Source organism: Paenibacillus sp. 32352, assembly GCF_002042965.1.
In the GTDB taxonomy this organism is placed as follows: domain Bacteria; phylum Bacillota; class Bacilli; order Paenibacillales; family NBRC-103111; genus Paenibacillus_S; species Paenibacillus_S vulneris.
This window is the reverse complement of record NZ_MZNT01000002.1, coordinates 657,376-677,556: the sequence shown is the minus strand read 5'-3', so window position 1 is coordinate 677,556 and position 20,181 is coordinate 657,376. Positions and strand designations below refer to the sequence as shown.

Here is a 20,181-nt window from a genome sequence, read left to right as displayed (position 1 = left end):
TCTGATGTTTCTCTTATCGGCTTGCTCTTTTCCCTCTGAAGTAAAGTATAGCGGCTGCAATACATAAGATGAGGCCAATGAACGGAGTCCAAGGAAGCGACTCTCCGGTCAACGGAAGGGTACGGCCGCCTGACTTATCGGGATTCGGCTTACCGGATGGAGTAACGCCCGGTTCTTGATCCCCCGGCTGATGATCGGCCTCCGAAGGCTGCCCGCCCGGTGATGGTGTGCCAGGTCCATTGTTCCCCGGCTCGTTTCCTTCCGGCTTCGGATTCCCCGGCTGACTGCCTCCCGGTGTGCTGCCAGGTTGATTACCGGGAGTAGTCCCTCCGGAAGGATTCGTGTTCGGTTGACCGCCGTTTGGCTGACCGCCAGTACCTCCACTGCCGCCTGGCTGGCTGCCTCCGCCGCCTGGTTGAGGTCCGCCGGGTGAGCCACCATCTGAACCTCCGTCTGAACCTCCATCAGAATCCCCCGGACCGGATGGTCCCGGACCGCTTGACCTCGGACGCAATCCTGCATCGATCGTCAGATTTCTTTCCCCTGCTGCCAGAACGATGATCTCCGTTGAACCATCCGTCTTAGCGTCGGAGTCTTTCGCGCTGTCCGTCCCTTTCCCTTTCAGCGTGAATTCAAAGCCTGCGGGCTGATCGAACTTCACGTAATACCTTCCCGGCTGGAGATGCTCGAAGACATACTGCCCTGGTTTGTCGTAGACATTTCCTGTCACAGTAGAAGTAAGCTGGACTCCGCTTTCCGAGAAGAGCCTTACGATAACGCCATTCATTCCCGGCTCTTCATTGTTCTGAATTCCATCCCCATTCGCATCGATCCAGACATAGTCGCCGATAGCTGAAACTGGATCCCCTGTACCTGGACCCGGTCCTCCCCCATCATCGACTGGAATCAAGCCCGCATCGATCGTCAGATTGGTTTCGGCATCTGCCAGAGCAAATACATCCGTCGTTCCGTCTTCCTTCGCATCGGAATCGTGAGCTTTATCGGACCCTTTGGCTTTTGGCGCAAACTCGTAGCCCGATGGTAGATCAAACTTCACGTAATATCTTCCTGCCTGGAGATGGTCGAAGAGATAAGTCCCGTTGTGGCCATATACGGATCCGGTAACGGTGGTAGATTGAAGACGCCCAGATTCATCGTACAGGTGCACAAATAGACCGTTAATACCTGCTTCTCCTTCATCCTGAATTCCGTTACCATTCGTATCGATCCATACCCAATCGCCTATTTTACCTGACTGAGGAGGAGTGACGGCTTGCTTCTTCAATCCAGCGTCAATCGTTCTAATGTGCTCGCCCTGCGCCAAATGGAACAAGTCGGTGTAACCATCTGGTCCGGCATCGGAATCGGCAGCCTGGTTGTCTCCTGCTCCTTTATGGGTAAAATCGTAGCCGGCAGGAGGATCAAATTTGACCTTATAGCTTCCCGATGGCAGATCATCAAAGAGATAATACCCTGTTTTTCCGTACACGGCGCCTGTCACTGTGGTTCCCAGCAGCTCATCCCTGTTGTTATAGAGCTTCACCGTAACTCCGCTAAGCCCAACCTCTTTGTCGTTCTGGATGCCATCCTCATTTTCGTCGATCCATACATAATCGCCGATAGAGCCTGCAGCCGGAGGATTCGTATCTCTCCTTAATCCGGCATCCACCGTCAAATTGATCTGTCCCGGCGCTAACGCAATCCAATCTGTCATTCCATCTGGACTTGCATCCGAATCGACAGCCTTATCGTTCCCGGCTCCTTTAGTCGTGAACGCATATCCTTCCGGAAGCTCGAACTTGACCGCATAGGTACCGGAAAGCAGATTATCGAAGCGATAATAGCCGGAAGCGGCATAAACGGAACGATAGACGGAATCATATACGGATGCAGTCACTGTAGAGGCCTGAAGGATCCCCGTATTGTCGAACAGCTTGACGACGACGCCGTTGACTCCCGTATTCCCGTCATTCTGAATACCGTCACCGTTGGCATCTAACCAAACCGTATCCCCAATACTACCTCTGGCTGGCGGTTGAGCCACTTTGACGAGTCCGGCATCAATCGTAGGATTCGATTCACCGTAGCCTAAAGGAATCAAAGAGGTTTTACCGTCGTTGCCCGGATTCGCATTGGAATCCGTATCGGATTTCGGGTCAGTGCCTTGTACCGTAAACTCGTATGAGCTATCCGGAAGAGCAAACTGGACGATGTAATTGCCTGCCCATAGCTGTTCAAACTGGTAGTAGCCATCTCCATACACGGCATCCTTAACTGTTGTTGCCTTAGCGAGCAGCTGACCGCTCTCGTTCAGAAGCTGAACGGCCGCTCCATTGATCCCCGGCTCGCCGGCATCCTGCAGCCCATTCTTGTTAACATCCAGCCAGACCCTGTTGCCTATGCTGGAATTAGGTTCAAGCAGACCGGCATCCACGGTAAGATTAACTTCATCCGGCCCTAACGAAATAAGATCCGATCTTCCAGATGCATCCGCATCTGAATCGATATCCCTTTTCGTACCGTCCCCTTTCTTTGTAAACGCAAGGCCCTTTGGCAGGACAAATTCAACCCTGTAGTCCCCGGAGGTCAGATGGTTAAACTCGTACAGTCCATTTCTGGCAGTTACGGTGGTATCAAGAAGATACCCATTTTTGTCATACAAATGGACGGGTACCCCATCGATTCCGGCTTCACCGTTATCCTGCAGGCCGTCGCCGTTAGCGTCAATCCAAACCTTGTCACCTATCCTGCCTTTGGGCGGCAGCAGCCCGGCATCGATCGAGTGGTTCTTCTCCCCAGCGGCTAGCCGAATCACGCGCGTCCATCCGTCACTGTTGGGATCGGAATCCGTCGCTTCGTTATTTCCGGCATTCGGTTTAACCCATCCGCTATACCCATTCGGAAGGTTGAATTTGACGGTATAATTACCAGAATCCAGATTGGTAAACAGGTAATATCCGGGGCTTCCGTTATGGTCATTGCTCGTAATCGTCTGCTGAACCAGCTTTCCGAATGCATCATACAGCTCGACTTGTACCCCGTTAACACCCTGCTCCTTGGGCTCATTCTGAATGCCGTCTTCGTTCGAATCGAGCCATACATAATCCCCGATTTCTCCCTTGGCATCCTCCTTGACGACCACACCCACCTTGAGAGGCTCGGAGGCCAGAAGCGTCTTCCCGTTATCGCCGCGTTTGGCCGTGAATCCGAAGGAGCTCCAGGCAGCCTGATCGTTCGTCGGCGCATGGACTGGCGCGCGCATGGTCCATTTCAGTTCCTCTTGCGCCCCGGGGGTAATGACATGATCGTCCGAGAGTTCGAACTTGATCCCCGTCACCTTCGTCAAATCAGCAGGAGGCTCCGTTGACCAGTGTCCGCCGGCCATCGAGATAGACGTATCCGTCGTATAAGAAACTTTAGTATAGCTGTTACCGCTCACTTCGCTCGTCAGTACAGGGCTCCATTTGCTGTCTCGAGGCGAGGTGTCTACAACGCCCGTGTCCCCAACCCTCGGTAAGGAGTCGATGATGAGCAAGCTTCGTACGGGGATATTGCCTACATTGGTTATCTGGAGCTTATACTCGACTTTGCCGCCCGGCGTCGTGAGTCCTTTGTCCGGATATTTGGTCCAGTTATTACCATCCAGATCACCCTGAACCCATTTAATCGATTCAAGCTTCACAACAGAATTGACATAAAAGGCTCCGTTATTGTAAACATACCATTTGCCATTCACTTTTTTCTTTTTGGCAAAGTCGATATGGTTCAAGTAGGCATGATGATCGGAGCTGACATCCACCTCATTGTCAATATAGCCGGCATTTGTTCCTGCTTTGATCCTGACATCAAATTCAAGCTCAATCTTCTTGTCATACCCCAGAACGGCCGGTGTGTCTTCTTTCCAAGACCATTTAAGCAGCGTTCGTCCGGTAGCAGAATCGACGGATTGTTCCAATTGCGGTGAAGCAATCCCCAGCCCGCTGTCATTTATCAGTACGGTACTGCCTGGCACATATTCCAACTGAGAGGGAAGCAAATCCTCAATGATCGGATGATTGAGATCGCTGCTGCTGAATTCGGTATTTCTAACGGAAACCCGGTATTTTACCGTATCGCCGGGCGAGAAGCTTGCACCGTTCATGACCTTCTTCGTCACTTCTATGAGCGGACGGCCCTGTACGACATAGAGAAAAGCGCTGCGCTGCTCTTCCTTCAAGCTCCCTTCAAAGCTGTATTTCAAGCTGGCGATGTTGGTTATCCTCTTGCTATCGCTTGGTTCCGTTGGAGCCAGATAGCCAGGGTTAACCTGATAGCGAATTTCAAAGCTGCCAGTCTGGTAAAAATCCACCGGGACTTCCCCGAAATTAAACCGCACGCCCTTCACAACCGCACCGGCAATAGGCGGATCGCTAGTGGTCAATGTGACGCTCTGGTCTGCGCGAACGGTTCCCCACGTGCTCCAGGGACCATTGGCATTATCGGCAAGCGTATACTCCACTGAATACGTAGAAATTCCATTGAACCTTGGGGTCGTGATTTGCTGCAAGATTAATCCTTCCGGCGTCATGTCGGTGAACACATAATCTTTCAAGCTCACATTAGCCGTATTGTACATATTCACAATGTTAAAGCTGACGCTTTGTCCGGGAGATGCTTCCTTTTGACGGTCGTTAATCATTTTGAAAAAGCCGGAGCTCCCGTAGCCCGATTCGTTCGTAAAAGTGTCTTTTCGCTCCGCCTTCAAAGTCACCTTATCCTGATTTAACGGGTTAAACGATACCTCCGCTATATTCGTGATGTCTCCGCTTATCGTATCTGGATATTTCACTTTTACTATATATTCCTTGTAAGTAATGCCTTCTCCGAAGGTTCCCTGGTTCCAGGTTACGGTATTTCCGGCAACGACGGCAGCAGGCTGGGATGATACATATTGTGCCCCTGCAGGCAGCGTGTCTTGAATCACAACATTGCGGAGCTCGAGTCTGCCATACGTAGAGGGATTCTTATCGTAGAACGTTATTTTGTACTCCACTTCGCTTCCGGCTTTAGGGCTTAAACTGGGGATCGGTCTTGTTCGTTCTTTCTTGAATTCCCAATCAGCGGACGCTTTGGCTGTGACTTGAACGATGTTGGATTTCTTGCTGCCTAGATTGCTGTCGAACTGCGCTTGCACATTGGCGATAGTTCCGTTGGGGGTCACATAATTTGGAAAATACACGTTCATTTGCAGCGTACCCGTCGTACCTGCTTTCACGGCGCTGTTAAATTTAAAGGTCACTGTGTGGCTCGCTGCATCATAAGAGTAGGTCGTATCCGCAGCATTGACTGCAGAGTCAAAGGTAAGCGCCTTTGGAAGAGGAACGGCGATCTGAGCATTCGTATACTGCTCTGTGGTGCTGGATAAGCTGTAGTCCAGTTCCAAGGTGAATTTTTTTCCTGAAGGAGCTTCCGACTCCGTGCTTCTCATTGCGATTTGTATGCCGTTCCCGGGATCATCGTCGGCAGCCATTGCCGTCATAGGCACCAGAATGAGGTTGACTATCATAAGAAGTGCCCATACCAAGGCTTGCCCTCTTATAAATCTTTTCATTACTACATTTCTCCTCACTCAATACTCCGTGGATCCCCTTCTAATACCGCCTTGACAATAAGCCGGTGCGTCGGGTTGTATTTGGGCTCACACGTGATTAGAGTCATCTCGGCCTTGTCCTTTTTTTGCTCCAATACCGACAGGTCATCCGGTTGAACAAGGAATTTGGAGGTAACGGTATACGAATAGACATGCTTAGTCGTTTCGACCACAATACGGTCTCCGGACTCCAGCTCATTCAGCCTGCTGAACTGTTTGCCGTAGGTCCAGCTGCGATGCCCTGCAACCACAAAATTACCTGTCCCTCCCGGATATCGATCCGGTTCAACAATCCCGATACCTGTTTTCAAAGCTTCCGGATCGGCCCCTTCAACTATCGGCTCCTTAAGCTCCAGCTTGTCGATCATCATGATCCCTCTAACGGCATATCCGTCGATATTGACGGTTTCATCCGCCTGCTCCGGTATTTCTTCCCCCGCTTCTTCCGACGCTCCTTGATTGAACATGAGGGTCGGCTGAAGCGGCACCGCAGCAGCTAAAGGCACCAAGGTTTGATCGCGAACCGAGCTCCATTGCTCCAGCATGGATACTTTCTGTCTATCCTGTACATAGCGGTTCATTAACGGATACAGCATATATGCGACTCCACTGACGCAAAGCAATACCACTGCGGCGTTCCGCAGCTTATTCAGACGAATGGGGCAGCACCTCCTACACCTTAACCATGCAGATGTTGCGGGAGCCTTCCCTCCTTTCTCACCCAAACTCCATAGGAAACCGGTTTGAGCTCCTGTTGATGTGCCTTCTTTCCAGAATACGGCCGTCCGTCCCCTAATATGACTGTGTGCTATAGCGAACGAAATCATTTTTTTATGAAAATCATCCCCTACTTTGCGACAAACCTGATATACTTACACGGAAGCCTGCTGTCCTTTCGAAAGACAAAAAATAGATAAGAAAACCGTCACGGAAGGTCAAGATTAACGGATAAGGAGAAACATCATTGCTATGAACCCATCCAACAACCCAGAACGAACCTCTCGTAAAAAGGGACGGTTCCCGCTCTCGCTTCTCTGTCTTACTTTGGGAGCCTTTGCTATCGGGATGACTGAATTTATTATCATGGGGCTGCTGCCCAATGTGGCGGAGGACCTTCATGTCACGATCCCTCAGGCGGGACAGCTCATTACCAGCTACGCGCTTGGCGTCGCCGTCGGTGCTCCTGTATTAACCGTGTTTACTCATCGCATTCCGCAGAAGAAGCTGCTCACACTGTTGATGTGCATCTTCATTATAGGGAACGCGCTTTCCATGATTGCGCCCGTCTATTCCTTGCTGATAGGTGCTCGGGTCTTAACCGCGTTCGCGCATGGGACTTTCCTGGGTGTGGGCTCGCTTATCGCCACCCGACTGGTGTCTCCCGACAGACGCGCAGGTGCCGTATCCCTCGTGCTGGCAGGGCTTACGATAGCCAATATTATCGGGGTTCCCTTCGGGACATTCATCGGTCAGCAGTTAGGTTGGCGTGCATCCTTCGGGGCCATCACGCTGTTAGGCATTATTTCATTAGCCGGCATCATTCGCTTCATTCCAGCGCTCCAGCAGGAGCAAGTGTCCGACCTGAAACAGCAATTTCGCAGCTTGGTCAATCCGCAGGTGCTTCTAGTTCTTCTGACCGGAGCTCTGGGCTGTGCAAGTCTCTTTGCAGTATTCACTTACATTACACCGATGCTGGAATCCATAACGGGGTTTGCGGAGCACAGCGTAACCTGGATCCTGGTATTATTCGGATTCGGGGTGACGATCGGAAATATAGTTGGAGGCAAGCTGGCTGATTGGAAGCTTATGCCATCACTTATGACGAACTTTGCCATACTGGTCGTTATCCTGGCACTTCTAACCGTTACCTTGCATAATCCTTATACAGCGGTTATCACGGTATTCTGTTGGGGTGTGGCAGCCTTCGGTATCATGCCCGGTATTCAAATCCGTATTATGAATCTGACTCGCGAAGCGCCTTTGCTTGCAGCTACTTCCAGCCACTCGGCTCTTAATCTGGGGAATGCAGGTGGAGCTTATTTGGGGGGACTTACCATTACCCTTGCGGGTTTGCCTTACGTGCCATGGCTGGCGGCTCTTCTAGCCGCACTGGCGCTGCTTGGGGCTATCATCAGCAGTCAGGCTGACAGAAAAACAAGACTAAGCGAGTCTTACACTCCCTCTGTCTAAGTACACGTTTTTATAGAAAGTAACCAAAGCATAGAGCCGCGGCCATCCCAAAGGATGAACTGCGGCCCTTTTTTTCATTGCATTTACAATCGGTTAGCTAACCGTCCAATATATTGAGTTCATAGGCTCTTGTTAGAGCCGGATAGCTTATCGCTTTAGACGCTGAGGCCCATACTTCTACCCGCTGACCTTCCCTGAAGTCGTCAAATGAAACGGCCCTTTCTTCATTCTCGAACTTTACAATCGCATCCTTGGAAAAGGATAGCCAGTTCGCTTCCTGCATCATAGGGTCTAGCACGTCAAAAGGAAGGTATTCTACTACCAAGATCCGCTTCGTTTGCTGATCTATCTTTGCAATGACTCCTGCGATATTCGGTTGCTCCGGCAACACGAAGGTTTCCAGATACAGCGGGAAGGATTGTCCCAAAGCTTCGTAGACGGACTGCCGAAGCTGCTCTTCATCTTCCAGATTCAGTTCCTCGCGAGGCTGGTACAGCTTTCTAACTCTCATAAACACTCCGTCATCTTTGGAGTAGACAGTCAGCGGTTCCAAAGCTAATCGGTCGTACACCTCATCCAGCTTGGACAGCTTCCTAATTAGGTCCTGCCTATTATAAGGGGGCTGCTTGGGGTAAGCCGGGAACTGCTTTCGATCGTAAGCGGTGTGTCCGTCCAGCTGCAATTCTTGCTTCTGCACCGGGCTGCTTTTTGGCATAATGCCCCATCCGGTCATGAAGAACAGCAACACGGCGAGAATAATGTTCAAAGGCTTCACTTCCAATGTTTTTTATACTGGGAAGAAATATCCATTTGTTCACGATGACGACGGTATGCAGCTCTGCTTCCTGAGAATGTAATGGTTATACCGTTCCTTTTGAATCTCCACCTGATTTATCAAATCGAATCCGCACTTTTGGATGACAGCTTGGGAAGGAAGATTGTCAAGTAAGGCGATCGCGTTAAGCAGCTCAACATCCGTATTCTCAAACAAATAACGAATCAGCCCCTGTACCGCTTGGGTCGCATAGCCTTTATTGCGGTGCGCTCCGGACAGGGCATACACAATCTCGCGATTGGGGGAAGGAAGTTCTTCTTTCGTTCCTGTACAGCACCATCCAATGAACTCTCCTGTTCCCTTAAGGATCACTCCCAACCTCAGCCGCAGGTCGCCTATAATCCCGTCTTCCGCAACAGCTTGCAGGAACCGTCGATTCTCCTTCAGTTCATAGCTCGCCATCCAATGCAGCCGCTGTTCTTTCGTTACGTTCCATCCTGGCAAATATTGAACGATCTCCGGCTGATGCGTCAGCTCGTGAAGCGGCTCCAGGTCATCCAGCTGGTATTCCCGTAAAAGGATATCTTTACAATCTATCGTAAATACAGTGTCCCTATTGCTGCTGCGCTCCTGTTTCATTAGGCTGCTCCTCATATTCAGTCTGAGAAAAGTATGTACGCACTTATTGATTTATCCAGTAGCTTCTCGAGTTAATAACCCATAATCGCTGCTGTTTCCGGTCATAATGAAGTCTAATTATTCCCTCCTCATCCTGCTGCAATCTTCTATAGCCGGTTCCCATATTGGTCACCCTTCGGCCCGGCAGCGGGATGCCGTAAATCTCTGAGTTCTTAATAATTTTAAAATATTCATGGACAACCATTTCGTCTCCAACGCTAATATTCAGATCCTCTTCTTTGTTCATGATTTCTAACACCTTGACTTTTGTAGACACCAATTCTCCATCCACAAATTGCCTGCCCGTTCCTTGGACCTTCAGCTCTGCATCCGTACTTAGTTTAAAAAAATCATAGATTCCATAAGAATTCTCTGTATCGTCTATGAGGATTAATGCATCCATACTATGATAACATGCGACAACTCCCAAGCCCAGTGCGAGAATCGTTATTATTTTTTTTCCTTTCATGATCACCCTACCCAATATTCGATTTTCCTTCTAGGGATTGATTTATTTTTCATTATGTAATGTTTTACGTTATAGTGGAAGAATGAACTTATTCTTGAACAACAACCTTATTGGAGGATTCCATTATGCACCCTATCAAGCTGCCTAAAGAACACAAGCAACAGATTATAGCTAGTCTGCAGGACTATGTCGATCAGGAATTTTCTATAGAAATGGGACAATTGGCGGGCGAAGGCTTCCTCGAATTTATCATGAAGGAGCTTACTCCTTATATTTACAATCAGGCTCTGTCTGATGCGCGTAAGGTCGTTTTACAGCAAATGACCGCCATGGAAGATGAAATCTACGCCTTGGAGCAGCCTCTTCCATTAACCAGGAGGTCCCAATAACGGGCAAAAATACGAGCCTTGGCTTTGAAGATGATTCACTCACATGACGGGAATCTGAAACTTCTATTATGTTAAAAAAACGAAAAGCCCTTTCGAAGCTTTTCGTTTTTTCAAGTTATTCATTCGGTTCGGTTACGGCTTATATCGGACATACCAACTGGCAATCGGGCCCTTCGTGCTACTATGCACAACATGAAATGCAGATAACAGGGAGATGCGATACAATCCCTCGCCATGCTGCAAGGTCAGGTCCTGACTGAACCGTCCTTGTTCAAAAGGCGCTTCCGTTTCCCCATCGCTCACGAAAGCCTTTCCGTCCCAATATTCCGCCTTGATCGTCAATCCGTCTCCTAATGCCCGTTTCACTATCCCTTGCGTGTGGATCGCCTTATTCCCGGTTTCTATGAATCCTTGCTGGGGCTGCTCCAATTCAATATCGCTGTATTGAAACATGGGGTCATTAGGGGGATGCGATACGTTAAGCTTTGCTTTTTCATAATTCGCCGCAGGCTCCCATTCACGCTGCCAAACAATCCGTTGACCTATTTTGAAAACTGCAGTTAGCCGATTAGGCCCAGGCTTAACCTTTCTTGCATTTCCATATTCAAACACGGCGGAATCATATGATATTGGAACCGGGTCCTTTCCATTCGATGAAGCACCAGCCCCATCAAAATTTTCTTCCTGACCCGTATCATAGATGTAGTATCCGCTGTAAGGCACCGTTACGTTAGGGCCGGACAGGTTGGTATCGTACAGGTATGCAGACATTTGGAGCATATCCCCATCGATGGTTTCTGGAAGCACCGGCTCTATCACATCATAATCCATTTTGCTTAGCTGGATATAACGTCCTTGCTGCTCATGAACAGCAGTAGCCCCCAGCATCATACTCATGTCCCGCTCGCTTAGATACAGTTCTCCATTCATCTTTTGTACGGGAGACAGTAAATTTATGGTTCTCCGGCTTCCGTCATTCCAAGACGTTACCGCAGTCATTTCTCCGGAACGGACCTCGAAGGAATAGCCATGCCAATCTCTCATAGTCACAGTCCCGTCTTGAGTCGGTCCCTCGATCCGATAGCTAAGCCTAGATGCCAAGTATTTCAAGCTGAAGTAGTATTGATTATTCTCCGCATACCCGACCTTCTGATCCCCTTCATAGAGCTGCTGGTCCTTGATACCGACCTGGGCATAGTAGCCCTGCTGTCTGGCAACCTGCAAGTCATGCTCATGTCCTTTCACAAGAATTCGATCCATGCGGGGATCTATCGGGAACCATCCTTTTCCCATAAAGGAATCGATCTGATACCACCTCTGATGGGACTCCGGATCATCCCAATAGGCTAGCGCCGGAACGACCTGCGGAGCAATGACGGTTGAATTCAAGGAAACGTAGCTCCCCGGATAACGGTACAGCCGCGTCATGTCCGAACCGAGCTTTACAGAATCCTCCGTTGCCTTGGCATCCTCGGGGTCGGCATAGGTTTTGTTGATCCATCCTTCCTCGTTCCCAATGCGGACATGATACCATGTACCTTCCCGCGGATTGCCGAATCCCGCTTCGGGTTCAATTTTGCCAAGAGAGGTTATGGTTTGCGGCTGCAGCAGCTTAGGCTCTTTCTCCTGATAGGGCCAAGGGATGTCGAACAACGGTGTCGGTACCTTAAGCTGCACGGGCTCCGTCTTTGTAAGGACCGTTCTTCCCTTGTTTAATGTCCATTTTGGGCCCGATTCTGTTTCTATGCGGTATGAAGTGCCCGCAGGTGTAACGAACTCTCCGGTTTCATGGACGATGCCGTTCCCTGCCATATCGGGATAGACGGCCGGATTGATGATGGGGGAACTGTATAAAGGAGAAGCCATATGATACGTATACCGGTCTATCGTCTGAATCGAACCGACTTGTTCGAGCGGCAAATGAATCCATTGCTCGCCGGCCCAGCTCGTTTGGATTTTTAACCATTGCTTGGATGGCTCCGGGTACGACTTCCTCAGAAACCATTGCTTTTCTGCACCCGTGACTTTGACTTCCTGTGGAGACAGAACGGCAGTTGGGGGGCCGCTTTCATCGGGCTCGGCGTATATAGGTGTATCCTGCAGCAGCGTTACGGTTTCCGGAGGCTTGACGTCAATGAGGCCCGGATATGTATAAATCCATCGTTCGCCCAGCCAGGTGTTGATTTTGAACCAATTGGCATTCGTAACCCAGCCAGGCTCTCCTTCAATGACCTCCACTGTCTGAGGGGTAAGCACACCATCAGGTGGATGGACAATCGTATCCGGTTCCGTATAAAAGGGCGTCTGTTCGAGCAAGGTCAGAGTCGCTGGTACATGATGAGTCTCCGGCTTCTCTGTAAGAATAGTTGGCGCCGCGGCGGCTAAACTTGCTCCAGCCCATGCTACAGGCACACTGACAGCCGCTGATAATAAGAGCTTCCTCCACATGGTGTCATTCATCCTTTCTTGTAAAAAAACGTAGGTTTTCCCTCTCCTTACCTCATTTTAGACGCTATCTATACGCCGAAAGTTTCGGATGCAGAAAAAGACCGCCATCACCGATGGCAGCCTTGCTCTACATCTTATTAGGAGTCTTTCCTTGATGCTATCCAACACATTCCAATAGTTCTTCCAGCCGGTACAGAACATAGGAAGGAATATATTCGGCCGGATACGGGTTCGTAACCGCTTCCGGATGCTCCGCGTTCAGCTTCTTCTTACAGATTTCCAGAAAAGCCGCCTGGCCTGCCCTTTCGCCGGGACGGTATGCCTTCAGCTCATCCGGCAGCTTATGGTAGATCAGCACGGATGGAATCCCGGACTTATTAGATAAATAAACATCGTGATCCAACCGGTCGCCGACATGGGCCGCAATCTGTCCGTCTTGCTGAAGCTCGCGCATGATATTCACATCCAGTTTACCGCATCCGGCTTTCTCCGGCGTAATTATCGCATCGAACCAATCGCTTAGTCCTAGCTGCCGCATGACCGGATATTGATATTTGTAGAAGCCGTTCGTGACCGTTGCCAGCGAATATCCCTTCTCTTTCAGCTGCCTTAATACTGCGATGGAATCTTGCTCGAGCAAATAGATTTTGGGCTCTACCGAATGCTCATGAACCAGCTGCTCTACGTTAATCTCCAGGTTGAGCCCCAGCCCATTCAGCAGCTGCCTTACCATATCGTCCCAATCATAGGCTTCCACCGTGCGGTTCTGCTGCATGCGCAGCTCATGCTCGCGTACTAGCGCTTCCGTTGACTTGAAAGGTTTGTCTAAGGCATTGGAGATCAGCTCTTCGATCACAGGGAAAACCCATTTGCCGAACGGATTCTGCATCAGCGTCCCGTCCAGGTCGAATGTAATCCATTTTTTCATTATTTCACCGCTCCTTGCGTCATTCCCTCAATGAATTGTCTGGAAGCAAACAAGAATGCCACGATTAACGGCAGTGAGGACAGAGTCAAGCCGCAGAACAGCAAGTTCCAATCCGTATCGTATTCACCGAACAAGGTAAGCATTCCGAGCGGGATCGTCCCAAGCTCCGTGCTTTTAATAAAGATCAGAGGGTAGAAAAAGTCGTTCCATATGCCGATTGAGTCCACAATACTGACGGTAGCCAGCGCCGGTCTCATCAGCGGCAGTACAATCTTATAATAAACCTGAAAATCGTTGCAACCGTCGATCCGAGCGCTTTGATCCAAATCTTTGGGCAGTGTCCGGAAAAAACCATAGAAGACGAACACGGCAAAGGAAATATGTCCCGCTACATAAACAATGATCAGCGAGGTATGCGTATCCAGCAGCTTCAGCTTCAGCATCATCATGTATAACGGAGAGATCGCCAGCTTCATGGGCAGCATAAGCCCTAGCATAAAGAAGAACAGCACGAATCCGTTCCACCGGAATTGGTATCTGGCCATGTAGAATGCCGCCATGGAGGAAACGAGCAGCACTAACACAACCGACAAGGCAGTTATATACAAGCTGTTCAGGAAATACTCGGAAAAATGCACCTTTTCCCATACCGTCACATAGTTTTCGAATGAAAAGCTGGTCGGCAGCCCCAAAGGATGGGTTGTTATTTCCTGCTTCGTTTTAAAAGACGAAGTCATCATAAGAAAAACGGGATAGATGGCAATGAACGAGAATAAGATCAATATCCCATATTTTACGCTTTGCTGCAGTCGAAGTGCCATGAGTTACCTCCGATGTAGTTTTACCACGTTCTTAAGAGAGCATATGTTAGTGAGTAACAGTCGACACCAGAACTAATGCTCGACTTCCTTGCGCTTGAAGAAGAACATCGAGACGGCGGTTGCCCCTGAGATCAGGAGCAGTAAGATCACAGCCAGCGCGGAGCCTAAGCCTATCGATTCCCCTCCGCTCACAGAGCCGAATGCTAAACGATAAAAGTACAGACCCAGCACATCCGTTGAAAAATAAGGTCCCCCGGAAGATCCCTGCATAGCGAAGATCAGCTCAAAGGTTTCAAAAGCACCGATAAAGGTCAGGATCGTCATGATCATGATGGAGGGCATAGCGAGTGGAATCGTAATTTTCCAGATCATTTCAAGGCCCGAAGCTCCGTCGATTCTCGCCGCCTCATAGATTTCCGGAGAGATCGCTTGAAGTCCGACAAGAAAAATGAGAATCGCAAAGCCGAATCCGTACCAGCTGTTCACTAATATAATCGTATAGAGCGCTGTATTGGGATCTCCAAGCCACGGTTTGGCCAGCTCCCCCAGCCCAATAGCGTTCAAAAACGTATTAAGAGCCCCATAGGTCGGATTCAATATCAGGCTGAACAAAAAGCCGACCACAATAACGGAGAGCAGCTTAGGTACGAAGAACAGCGTCTTGAATAACTCTTTTCCCCGTATTTTGCTGTTAATTAGCAGAGCTAATAGGAAGGCAACGACAAGCTTAGAGAGCATCGTCCCGATAAAAAACACCACATTATGCCCAAGCGCGCGGATAAAGGTCTCCTTGAAAGGAGATTCGGTAAACAGACGGACAAAATTTTCCAGACCGATAAATTCCCCCCGCACTAGCCCTTTCCATGAGAAAAAGCTGTTCAGTAGCGCTTGAAATATGGGATAGATCATAAAGCCAACGTAAAAGATCAACGCCGGTAGCAAGAACAGATGAACCAAATGCTTCTTGAAGCTCCTCCTCTTCTTGGCTTGCGACTGCAGAACGGTCCTTTCCTCGTGTTGAACACTTGTACCTGTCATAGTTAGCTCCTTTGTCAAATGACGCGCAATCGATGCAGCGTTAATCCCTCAGAGGGACAGGTTGAGCATCGGCATGTCGTTATTTTTGCGGCTTAAACCATTTGTCGGCGGATGCCTGTGTATCCTCTGCTACCTTCTCCGGCGTCAGCTTGCCGATGTACATGCCCTGCAGTGAGTCCTCAAATGTAGTCTTGGTTGTAGGTGTGCCTTGGCTGAAGCTGGTCAACAGCAGGTACGGCGTGCTGTTCTTCTCGCTGAAGGCGGCCATTTTTTTGAGCTGCGGATGCTTAGGCTCCACTCCCTTCACAGGGCTTACGCGGGTAAGCTCATCGCTGAACATTTGGCCGAATTTCTTGGAGGCCAAAAATTCAATGAATCGGGTAGCCTGCTCCTGGTATTTCGAGCTCTTGGCAATCCCGTAGGAGCCGTCAACCCAGGTGGCGATTTGCGCCTGCTCTCCTTTTTTAGCGGCAAGTCCCGGTATGAATTCCACAGGGAACGACAGCTTATTCGCCTCAAATGTTTCCAGCCTTTGGCTGCCGTTAATGTACATGGCCGCCTTGCCGGTGTAGAACAAGCCTTGCGCATCCTTATCTTCTATGGCAACAAAATCTTTGGGGAAATAAGCTTCCAGCTGCTTCATTCTCTTGATAGAATCCAGGAATTTAGGATCTTTGAAGTTGGTCGTTCCTTTTAAAAGCGCTTGCATAAATTCGGTTCCTCCATAGGCGCTTGGACCAATTACCGTATGGGTGGTGGACAAGAGATAAGCCGCTTTGCCTGCCTGGGCAATAGGGATAATATTTTTCGCTTTCAGTGCTTCACAGGTTTTCACGAATTCATCCCATGTTTCCGGAGGCTGGAGGCCGTTATCATCAAATAGCTTCTTGTTATAAAAAATAACTGCATTGTTCAGCATTAATGGAATGCCGTAGACCTTCTTATCCGAGCCTCTGGCTGCATCCAGATAGCTGTCAGCAAAATTTTCAATCCCCTTCACCTTATCGAGCGGGGATAAATAATTGGCATCCGCTAGAGCTTTGGCACCGTCATACGGACGAAGCTGCAAAATATCGACTCCTGTACCGGACTGCAGCGAGTTGGCAAGGATCGTATTGTACTCCGTCGCTTTGAATGGCTTGAACTCCACCTTGATATCCGGATTATCCTTCTCGAACTCCGCGATAAATTTGGCGTAGCCATCCTTATCCTCCGGTCTCCAGCTGTACATGACGAGCTTTACCGGATCTCCCTTTGGCTTCGTTACTTCCCCATTCGCGGCAGGGTTGGTATCCGTCGTCTTGGTAGCGCTTCCACCGCCGCATGCACTTAATATAGTGCTTAAAAGAATCAACATGGAACTAAAGACCAGTGGTTTTCTTTTCATTGTATCATGCTCCCTTAGTTATATTTACAAAATCTTAACAAAATTATATTAAATTTTATGTCATAATGTAAACCTTTTTTTGAAATTTTATTTCACAAATCTAAAAAAAGCATAGGAAAAAGGAGCCTGCATGCAAGCTCCTTCCATTTCGCGAAGAATAATTGACTCTTTATTGCCTTAAAACTGTCCCAATTGAATAAGATTGCCGCAGGTATCCTTTAATAAGGCGATAGTGACAGGCCCCATGGCAGTCGGCTCCATCGTGAATTCGACTCCGAGTCCCTTCAACCGGTCATATTCTTTGTGGATATCCTCGACGGCAAAGGATGTTGCCGGAATTCCCTGTGCGAATATAGCCTTCTGGTAGGTCTCAGCCGCCGGATTATTGTTCGGCTCCAATAACAGCTGCACCCCATCTGGCGCTTCGGGAGAAACCACGGTAAGCCAGCGGAACTCCCCGGCAGGGACATCCACTTTCTTAACAAAGCCAAGCTTGTCGGTGTAAAACTGCAGAGCCTTTTCCTGATCGTCAACAAATACGCTAGTCAGATGAATTCTCATCCTATACCTCCATTGGTTTCCATTCAGTAAAAAGTATGCCCACCATTTGGTGTTTCACTGCATGAATTAAAAGGAAATGATACCGATGGAATACAAGAAAATCAGCAGGATCAGGATCGGATTCACAATGCGCATAAGGAACATCCACACTTTGTACCAGAACCCTGTCAGCCCTGCTTCCTCCCCTGCCCGTTTCCAGGCGTAGCCGGTAAACAGTGTAATGATAAGGCCTCCAAGCGGCATCAAGATATAGGATGTCGTGAAGTCGACCATGTCAAATATCGTCTTCTCTCCGAACTTAAACGGGTTCAACACGCCTGATACCGACAGCGCACAAGGAACCCCCACCAAAAAGCAAAGAATCGACGTATACAAGGTAGCTTTCTTTCGGTCAAGCTTCCATTTATGCATAACATAAGCAACGGGAACTTCCAAAATCGATACGGCCGAGGTTAACGCGGCTATAGCCAGCAGTAAAAAGAATAATCCTCCGAAGAATAGGCCGAACGGCATCTGGGAAAATGCAACCGGCAGTGCCATGAATGCCAGCCCTACCCCTTCTCCCGGCTGAAGGCCATAGGAGAATACCGTAGGAAAGATGATCAGTCCGCCGATAAAGGCATAAATCAAATCTCCGAGTCCGATAGCCAGTGTAGCTGCACCCAAGGATTGCTTCTTATCTACGTAAGACCCATAAGTCAGCATGCAGCCAAAACCAATGGACAAAGAAAAGAAAGCATGTCCGAGCGCAACCAGCGCAGCTTCCGAGTCCAGCTTGGAGAAATCCGGCTTCAGGAAGAAGCTCAGCCCTGCATCGGCACCGGGAAGCGTTACCGAACGGAACATCAGGACGATCAAGATGATTAAAAAGCCGGGAATCAAAACTTTATTGAACTTTTCGATTCCGCCGGAAATGCCTCGGGCCACAATCCAGCCTGTCAGCAGCATAACAATTCCCTGCCATACAATCGGCATGGAGCCGCCTGCAAAGCTGACAAATTTATCCTTATAATCGATTCCGGGCATATACAGCATCCCGGTAAAGGATTCAACGGCATAATGAATGGTCCAGCCTGCGACTACGGCATAGTACGACATCGTCAGGAAGGCGCACACTATAGGGAGCAAGCCAAGCGCACCCCAATATTTTTTACCGCTCAAATTGAAAAGAGAGCTCGATGCATTGCTTCTTCCGCCGCGTCCAATGGTCATTTCTGCAAGCAGAATCGGAAGACCGACAATCAGCAAGCAAATAATAAACAGGAGAAAAAATGCCGCACCGCCGTGCTTACCGGTAATGTACGGAAACTTCCACATATTACCAAGTCCGACAGAGCTTCCTATAGCTGCAACAATAAAACCTGAAGTGCTAAACCGATCTTTGGTTCCTTTCATTTGAGATTTCTGTGATGAATGATCGCTCATGATGTAATCTCCTGTTCTTGTCTTTCATGTATGATGGTCTAAGAATGCTTGTAAGGTTTTCCTTATTATGCGCAGGTTATGCTTCCTGAATCCCCCCTAAGCCCTGATCAGCCCGATCCGCACGTTGAAAAGACGGTTCAATATGAACCGTCTCAAGCAACCCTATGAAACGAAGCCCTGCTTGTCTCATTCTAAGAAGTCGATACCGGCACTAATTGGCGTTAGCCGCATCACAAAATTGTTTCAGCGCTTTCTCCAGAATGGACCTAGGGCATGCCAGATTCATTCTAAGCCAGCCTTCACCCTCGGTACCGAATACCGAGCCTTCGTTGAATGCGACCTTCGCCTTATGATACATGAGGTCCTTTAATCCTTTAATATCCAATCCCAGCTCCCTGCAATCCATCCATAGCAAATAAGTGCCTTCCGGACGCAGCGGCTTCACTTGAGGAAGATGCTCGGCCAAATAAGCTATCGCATAATCGAGATTCCCTTTGACGTACGCCATCATTTCTTCAAGCCATTCGGCTCCCTCCCGATATGCAGCTTCAACCGCATCCTGGGCAAAATGCTGAGCCATATGCAGGCTGAGCGTTTTAAGTCTATGCTCGATTTTCCGGCGCAGATTCGCATTCGAAGCAACGATGTAGGAAGTATGCAGACCCGGCAGGTTGAATGTTTTGGTTGCCGCGAGGCAGCTCACGGTAATATTGGCCAGCTCCGGCGATAAGGAAGCGAATGGAATATACGTATAGCCGGGAAAGGTCAAGTCGCAATGGATCTCATCCGAGATGACGGTAACTCCGTATCGTAAGCACAGCTCACCCAGCTTAAGCAGCTCTTCCCGATCCCATACGCGCCCGCCTGGGTTGTGAGGACTACAGAACAGCAGCAGCTTGGCACCGTCTTTGAACAACGACTCCAGATGGTCGTAATCCATTTCGAAATGTCCATTCCGCAGAAGAAGCGGATTTTTGGCTACTTTGCGCCCGTTACTTTCAATAACATCGTAGAATGGATAATAGACCGGCGTTTGAATAACAACAGGGGCCCCGGGCTCACTGAACAGCTCTACGGCCAAGCTCAAAGAGGTTACGATACTAGGCGAATCGGTGATCCAGCCTGGTTGAATCTCCCATTGGTGACGTTCACGAAACCACTGAACAATACTGTCAAAATAGCTGTCCGTGCGAACAGCATAGCCGTACAAGCCCAGCTCCGCCCGCTTCTTCAGAGCTTCCTTAACGGCAGGAGGGCTTGGAAAATCCATGTCGGCTACCCATAACGGAAGCACATCGGGTTCCCCGAACAGCTTCTCGCTTTGATCCCATTTATAGGAACGGGTGTTGCGACGGTTAATAAATTGATCAAATGAATAACTCAAGACGAACCACCTCAAATGTATATTGTATGACCGGGATAGTAGATTGAATTGTACCTAAT

General features: G+C 49.1%; 15 protein-coding genes. 2 read left to right on the top strand and 13 right to left on the bottom strand.

Going from position 1 to position 20,181, the window contains the following annotated elements; genetic code table 11:
* Window positions 1–13: 13 nt before the first annotated feature.
* Both B1728_RS07245 and B1728_RS07240 read right to left on the bottom strand, forming a co-directional pair.
* Entirely contained in the window at window positions 14–5,590 is a 5,577-nt protein-coding gene (locus B1728_RS07245) for an SdrD B-like domain-containing protein (RefSeq protein ID WP_079909503.1), read from the bottom strand.
* Between the two features lie 14 nt (window positions 5,591–5,604).
* Window positions 5,605–6,225: a class D sortase gene (locus B1728_RS07240; RefSeq protein WP_179135928.1), complete on the bottom strand. Its 621-nt coding sequence runs from the start codon at window positions 6,223–6,225 to the stop codon at window positions 5,605–5,607.
* A gap of 373 nt (window positions 6,226–6,598) precedes the next feature.
* Between B1728_RS07240 and B1728_RS07235 the strand changes: the two genes are divergently transcribed.
* A complete protein-coding gene (locus B1728_RS07235; protein ID WP_079909501.1) occupies window positions 6,599–7,819 on the top strand; it encodes an MFS transporter in 1,221 nt (406 codons plus the stop codon).
* A gap of 97 nt (window positions 7,820–7,916) precedes the next feature.
* On the opposite strand, the gene B1728_RS07230 is transcribed toward B1728_RS07235, so the two are convergent.
* From B1728_RS07230 to B1728_RS07220, 3 genes are read right to left on the bottom strand one after another with little or no spacing between them, the layout of a single operon-like run.
* The gene (locus tag B1728_RS07230; RefSeq protein ID WP_079909500.1) at window positions 7,917–8,585 is read right to left on the bottom strand and encodes a DUF3221 domain-containing protein; all 669 of its coding nucleotides are present in this window, start codon (window positions 8,583–8,585) and stop codon (window positions 7,917–7,919) included.
* A gap of 48 nt (window positions 8,586–8,633) precedes the next feature.
* A complete protein-coding gene (locus B1728_RS07225; RefSeq protein WP_079909499.1) occupies window positions 8,634–9,233 on the bottom strand; it encodes a GNAT family N-acetyltransferase in 600 nt (199 codons plus the stop codon).
* A gap of 43 nt (window positions 9,234–9,276) precedes the next feature.
* Window positions 9,277–9,741 (bottom strand): hypothetical protein, encoded by a 465-nt coding sequence (locus B1728_RS07220; RefSeq protein WP_144027787.1) that lies wholly within the window; start codon window positions 9,739–9,741, stop codon window positions 9,277–9,279.
* A gap of 125 nt (window positions 9,742–9,866) precedes the next feature.
* On the opposite strand from B1728_RS07220, the gene B1728_RS07215 reads away from it, so the two are divergent.
* The gene (locus B1728_RS07215; protein ID WP_079909497.1) at window positions 9,867–10,130 is read left to right on the top strand and encodes a DUF2164 domain-containing protein; all 264 of its coding nucleotides are present in this window, start codon (window positions 9,867–9,869) and stop codon (window positions 10,128–10,130) included.
* A 132-nt stretch (window positions 10,131–10,262) separates the two neighbouring features.
* On the opposite strand, the gene B1728_RS07210 is transcribed toward B1728_RS07215, so the two are convergent.
* The 8 genes from B1728_RS07210 to B1728_RS07175 all read right to left on the bottom strand — a co-directional run bounded on the left by B1728_RS07210 (window position 10,263) and on the right by B1728_RS07175 (window position 20,122).
* Window positions 10,263–12,578 carry a hypothetical protein gene (locus B1728_RS07210; protein WP_079909496.1) on the bottom strand — a complete coding sequence of 772 codons (2,316 nt, stop codon included), beginning with the start codon at window positions 12,576–12,578 and terminating at the stop codon, window positions 10,263–10,265.
* Window positions 12,579–12,735: 157 nt separating this feature from the next.
* On the bottom strand, window positions 12,736–13,506 hold the full coding sequence (locus B1728_RS07205; protein WP_079909495.1) for an HAD family hydrolase: 771 nt from the start codon (window positions 13,504–13,506) through the stop codon (window positions 12,736–12,738).
* Window positions 13,506–14,327 carry a carbohydrate ABC transporter permease gene (locus B1728_RS07200; RefSeq protein ID WP_079909494.1) on the bottom strand — a complete coding sequence of 274 codons (822 nt, stop codon included), beginning with the start codon at window positions 14,325–14,327 and terminating at the stop codon, window positions 13,506–13,508. Before B1728_RS07200 ends, B1728_RS07205 begins: the two co-directional genes overlap by 1 nt.
* Before the next feature lie 72 nt (window positions 14,328–14,399).
* On the bottom strand, window positions 14,400–15,365 hold the full coding sequence (locus B1728_RS07195) for a carbohydrate ABC transporter permease (RefSeq protein ID WP_079909493.1): 966 nt from the start codon (window positions 15,363–15,365) through the stop codon (window positions 14,400–14,402).
* Window positions 15,366–15,444: 79 nt separating this feature from the next.
* Complete coding sequence (locus tag B1728_RS07190; protein WP_079909492.1) at window positions 15,445–16,752, bottom strand: ABC transporter substrate-binding protein; 1,308 nt, start codon at window positions 16,750–16,752, stop codon at window positions 15,445–15,447.
* Window positions 16,753–16,929: 177 nt separating this feature from the next.
* Entirely contained in the window at window positions 16,930–17,313 is a 384-nt protein-coding gene (locus tag B1728_RS07185; RefSeq protein ID WP_079909491.1) for a VOC family protein, read from the bottom strand.
* A 66-nt stretch (window positions 17,314–17,379) separates the two neighbouring features.
* On the bottom strand, window positions 17,380–18,738 hold the full coding sequence (locus tag B1728_RS07180; RefSeq protein ID WP_079909490.1) for a sodium-dependent transporter: 1,359 nt from the start codon (window positions 18,736–18,738) through the stop codon (window positions 17,380–17,382).
* Window positions 18,739–18,949: 211 nt separating this feature from the next.
* Complete coding sequence (locus B1728_RS07175; protein ID WP_079909489.1) at window positions 18,950–20,122, bottom strand: MalY/PatB family protein; 1,173 nt, start codon at window positions 20,120–20,122, stop codon at window positions 18,950–18,952.
* Window positions 20,123–20,181 lie beyond the last annotated feature (59 nt).